Raw genomic sequence first — 5,375 nt, 5'->3', positions numbered from 1 at the left:
CGTCGCGGTTTATAAGCCTCATCGGCGAACGCTCGAAAATAAAATTTGCAAATTTATAAGCGGCGAAGCGAGGGGCGATGTCGCTAAAATTTACCGCCGTACGCACGCCATTTAAATTTCTCATCGTACGCACGCCGTTAAAATTCTTTTCGCAGCTCCGCCATGAAATTTCGCCGGGCGCCTGATACAGGAATTTTATCTATCCGCGCAGCGAGCGGCTGCCGTCTGCTAGCAAAATTTAGCATATTTGGCGCCGTGACCGCGAAAAATCGTGGGATCAGCAGCTCACCTCTGCAAAATTTAGCATATTTGGCGCCCGTGACCGCACGCGGCTGTCGCCCCAAATAAACCGCCGCCGCGACCGCGAGATCGCCCGCCGCTAAGAGTAAAAAGCCGCAAAACCATGCGGCGCGACAAAGCATAAATTTTAAATTTATAGGGCTTGCCCTCTTTGTATTATCTTCGCGCAAATAGCGCGACGAGACGTAAATTTAAAATTTAGAGCGTAAAATTTAAGGCTTTAAAATTTACAGCCCGAGCTCTATCGCCAGATCCTTTACCGCTTTGAGATTTACCTTGCCGCTGCCAAGCACCGGGATTTCATCCACCTTTTTCACGACGCTTGGCTGCATTATCGGCGCCAGCGCGGAGTCTCTGAGGCGGCGCGAAATTTCATCCTCGCTCGCCTCGCCCACGTAAAGCAGAGCGATCTTTTCGCCCTTTTTCTCATCCTTTAAATTCACGCACGAATAGATCGCGCTCTCGCCTAAAATTTCACCCACGGCGCTTTCTACCGCGCCCAGGCTGATCATCTCGCCGCCGATTTTGGCAAAGCGCGAGAGGCGGTCGGTGATAAATAAAAACCCGTCGTCGTCGATATAGCCGATATCGCCGCTCTTGTAGTAGCGCACGTCGTTTATTTGCGCGATCGCTTCGGCGGTTTTTGCCGGCTCATCGTAGTATTCCTTCATAACCTGATGTCCGCCGATTAAGATAAGCCCCTCCTGCCCGTTTGATAGTGGTTGCAGCGAGGCGGGATCGGTGATCTTTATAACCGTGCCCGCAAGCGGCAAGCCGACGCTCTTTTCGCGGTTAAAGTGAAGCTCTTTGAAAAAATCGGGCTCTAGGACGTTCGGCGTATTTACGCTCACCACCGGCGCAGTCTCGGTCGTGCCGTAGCCCTCGTAAATTTCGATGCCGAATTTTATCTTAAATTCCTTTCGGACATTTTCATTTAGCTTCTCCGCGCCCGCAATCGCCAGGCGGATGCTTGCTAGCATTAGAGGATTGAGCCTTTTGTTTTTGGTGTAGAGCCTAAAAAACGTCGAGGTGCCGAACATTATCGTAGCACCGTATTTTGCGCTCATCTTGCCGACGCTAAAGGCGTCCGTAGGATCGGGCACGTGGATGCTTAAAATTCCGTCGTTTAGCGGAAATAGCGTCGTTACGGTAAGCCCGAAGCAGTGAAAGATAGGTAGCGACGCTAAAATCGCGTCGTGCTCGGTGGCGTTTATGAGCTCGGAGATCTGCTTGACGTTCGCCATTATGTTTTTGTGCGTCAAAACCACGCCTTTAGGCTTTCCCTCGCTGCCGCTGCTAAATAAAATGGTCGCTACGTCCTCTATCGCGTGCGGCTTAAAATACAGCGCGCGAAATAAAATTTTAGGCATCAGCAGCGATTTTAGCGCGCAGGCTATGCGCTCGTTTTTAGAGGCGCCCTCGCTTAGATCTTCAAGATACACGAGCCGATCGCCGATCGAACTCTCCAGCTCAAAGCCCTTTGATTTGAGCTTTTCTACGAATTTGCGCGAGCTGATGATCGTGCAGATATTTGCTTTATCCGCGCAGTAGATTAAGTTCTCTTCGCTTAGCGTGTAGTTTAAATTTACGCTCGTTTTGCCCATCGCAAAAAGCGTTAAATTTACGGCGCTTGCGATGACCGAGCTAGGCAAAACGATACCGACGTTTTCCTCGCTGCTAATGCGGCTCTTTAGCCTTTTGCGAAGTATTAAAACGGCGCTCATCATCGCTAAATTTGTGAGACTTGCTCCCGTACTATCGACCGCCACTCGTTTAAAAGGCGATCTTTTCGCCTGATTTAGCCAGTTGTAAGCAAGTGGCTTTAGGCTTGCAAGGTATTTGCCCCAGCTAAAAAACGATAGCTCCGTTACTGCGCGCTTTACCTCGTGCGCCTTGGAATTTGCCTCGATCGGCGCGCCGAAGCTTACGCGAAGTGCGTTTTTACCGCTTTGCGAAATCGTTCTTTTATAATGCTCGCTGGCGCGCGAAAACGTCGATCCCCAAAGCCCTCTGATATAAAAAGGCACGATGACGGAGTTCGTATCGTGCGCGGCGAGCTCAAATCCGCCCTGAAACTCGTCTATGCGGCCGTTGTAGCTGATGTGGCCCTCGGGAAAGAGCCCGACCACTTCGCCTGCATTCAGCGCCTCGCGGATACTTTCGATCGCGCTTTTGCTCACGCCCGCTCCGATCGGAATGACGCGGAAAATTTTAAAAAACCACTTCAAATACCACAGATCGTAGTAGCTGCGATGCATCACGAAGCGCACCCCGCGCGGGCAGGCAAGCTGCACCACCGCCCAATCGATCCAGCTGATATGGTTGCCTAAAAGCAGCACGCCGCCTTTTTGTGGGATATTTTCGATGCCGTCTACGTGGACTTGGTAGCCAAATTTCATAAACGGAATGAGTAAAATTCTAACGAAAAGCTGCGGCAGATATTTTGCGCCGAAGATCCCGCAGATAAGTACGCATAGCGCCGCCATAACGAAAATTTCGCCGCTGGCGACTGCAAAATGTACCAAGATGATGGCGATGAGCAAAAACAGCACCATAAAGATATTTTGGATGAAATTTGAGCCCGCGAGCACCCGCCCCATGCGCTCATCGGCGGTGAAAAACTGGATTACGGCGTTGAGCGGCACGATGAAAATTCCGCCGCTAAATCCGAAGAAAAACGATGCCGTACCGAGCCAAAATACCGAGTGCGCGTTGGCTAGTACCATTAGCGCGAGCGCCAGACCGAATGCGCCAAACGGCACGATACCGAGCTCAATATGTTTTTTGCAGTAGCTACCCGCAAAGATCGAGCCTAGCGCGATTCCGATCGCGCTAAGAGCTAAGATCACCTGGATCACCATTACGTTGTCGCTGCCGCTAAGGCTCTTGTAGTGAGCCGGGAAGGTCGCGATCACAAGCTGCGAGACAGCCCAAAACATCGCAAGTCCGAGCGTGCAGAGCAGGACGTTTTTGTCTTTGATTACAAATTTTAAATTTTGCTTCAAGTAGCGCAGGTGGAGATATTCTTTCGTGTCAAATTCCGCCTGCGGCTGCGCGGCGTCGAAGAATGGAATTTTATACGAGTAGTATGTTTCAAGCGCAGAGCCCGCGACCAAAAGCACGCCGATGAACCAAACCGAGCTCATTAGCTCGCCCGCGTCGCTGCTGCGGGCTGCAAACAGCTCGAAAATCACCGAAAACACAAGCGATGAAAGCAGAATCGCGATGATGGTAAGAGCCTGTACGAGGCCGTTTGCCGCGCCTAAATTTTTCGCGCCGACGATCTTTTTAATCAGGCCGTATTTGGCGGGCGAGTAGATCGCGCTTTGCGCCGCAAGCAGGATCGTCATAAAAAACGCGAAATAAAACCACCCGCACAGATAACCTAGCGTAATGAGCGCGGTAAGCGCGATGCCGAGTTTTGCGCAGATCCGCGTGATGCGGGTACGCGAGAATTTGTCGTTGAGATAGCCGCTGGCGCTAAAAAGAAATACGTAAGGCAGCAAAATCAGCAAATTTACAAGGGAGGTAAGGGCGATGAGAGCGCCCGAGTCGGCGCTTTTAACAAGGACGTTTTGGATCGTGATCTTATGGCCCAGATCGACGCTTGCGTTGATAAACATAATCGCCAAAAACGGCAAAAATCCGTTGATTTTTAATAAAGATTTCAAGCTATCTCCTTTAAAAACGGGATTTTATCTCACGGAAGTTAATAGACGCAAATTTAAGGCGGCTTCGCTACAATTACGCAAAAATTAAAGGAAAAATATGAAAGTGCAAATCACAAATCACGATGTCGATAACCTCAATAAATTTATGCTGCTTTACAGCAAAAAGGCGCGCAAACAGCGCCTAGTCAGCACCTACGCCATACCGTTTGAGTTTTTGCTTATGGGCATCATCATCGACGGGCTTTTAAAAACGGCGCCGATTGCGAGCGTCGCGTCGGTTATTTTAGGTGCGGCGTGGCTTATTTTTTATCCGAAATTTTACCGCCGCATGCTAAGAAAACATCTCTCTGCCGCTAAGCTCGCGCAAGACTCGAGCACGGAAATGAGCTTCGTCGCGGACGGCGAGACGATCTCGTTTTCAAAAGGCGAGCCGCGCGCAAGCGAGAAATTTGCCGCGCGCTCGCTAAATCGAATCGCTGCGGGCGGGGAGAATTTTTTCTTGGCGTTTGATCGTGGCTTTCACATCGTCCTTCCCAAAAATGCCGAGACGGACGCTGCGGTACAGCATCTTGCGGATCTGCGCAGGCTGCAGATCGAATCCGTGGATATGAACGTTGAAATTTAGAGCTTTGCTTTTTAAATTTACGGCTCGCAAAATTCGCGATATAAATTTAAAATTCTAGAATTTTGCTATGTAGAATTCTATCTCTGGAATTTAGATCGTCGCGGCGTTTTTTCTTAGGGGGCTACTTACTCTGCTTCGCTGCGCTTGCAAGAAACGCCGCTAGGCTAAGCCTTGCGTCGCTACGCTCGTTTTCCAAGAGCGCTCCCCTTTCCCCTTAAAATCTCCTAACCCCTGGCGCGCTCAAGGGGCGAGCCTTGCAGGTCGCGTTAAATTTTTATATCGCAAGAATCACAGTTTTGTATTCATCTACTTGGTAAAATTTAACCCAGGCGTAGCCTGCACCACTTAAAGCGTCGTCGGGGGATGGGTGGGGTTTGTGGGCGAGCAGAGCAATGCGGTGCTGCGGAGGCGGCGTCCTGCAAGAAATGTGACCTTGCAATTGGGGCCCCCTTCCCGCCCCAAGATATACATGTCGCGGCTGAAATTTAAATAGAATTTTATTTTGTAATAAATTTAAAATTCTCTATGTAGAATTTTGCCTCTAGGATTTAGGTCGTGATGGCGTTTTCTCTTAAGGGGGAAGAGGTGTTGCTTACTCTGCTCCGCTGCGCTCGCAAGAAATGCCGCCGGGCTAAGAGCCTTGCGTCGCTACGCTCGTTTTGTAAGAGCGCGCAGTTTATTTCGCTACTTAGTAAAATTTAACGCGGACGCAGTCCGCACCGCTTAAAGCGTCGTCGGGGGTTAGGTGGGGTTTGGGGCGGGAAGGGGAGCGACCTCGC

The 5,375-nt window shown here is 50.3% G+C and carries 3 protein-coding genes; 1 reads left to right on the top strand and 2 read right to left on the bottom strand.

All coding sequences use genetic code 11. The features are described from left to right. Positions 1-527: 527 nt before the first annotated feature. Positions 528-3,971, bottom strand: coding sequence for an acyl-[ACP]--phospholipid O-acyltransferase (locus tag Q0438_RS10895; protein ID WP_299190823.1), 3,444 nt, complete (start codon positions 3,969-3,971; stop codon positions 528-530). 97 nt (positions 3,972-4,068) lie between these two features. On the opposite strand from Q0438_RS10895, the gene Q0438_RS10890 reads away from it, so the two are divergent. Continuing rightward, positions 4,069-4,596 carry a hypothetical protein gene (locus tag Q0438_RS10890; RefSeq protein WP_299190822.1) on the top strand — a complete coding sequence of 176 codons (528 nt, stop codon included), beginning with the start codon at positions 4,069-4,071 and terminating at the stop codon, positions 4,594-4,596. Positions 4,597-4,870: 274 nt separating this feature from the next. Here the strand turns inward: Q0438_RS10890 and Q0438_RS10885 are convergent, their stop codons facing one another. After that, the gene (locus Q0438_RS10885; protein ID WP_299190820.1) at positions 4,871-5,035 is read right to left on the bottom strand and encodes a hypothetical protein; all 165 of its coding nucleotides are present in this window, start codon (positions 5,033-5,035) and stop codon (positions 4,871-4,873) included. Between the last annotated feature and the right edge of the window lie 340 nt (positions 5,036-5,375).

Origin of the sequence: uncultured Campylobacter sp. (assembly GCF_938030785.1) — a bacterium.
Taxonomy (GTDB): Bacteria; Campylobacterota; Campylobacteria; order Campylobacterales; family Campylobacteraceae; genus Campylobacter_B.
This window is presented reverse-complemented; position numbering and strand designations above follow the sequence as displayed.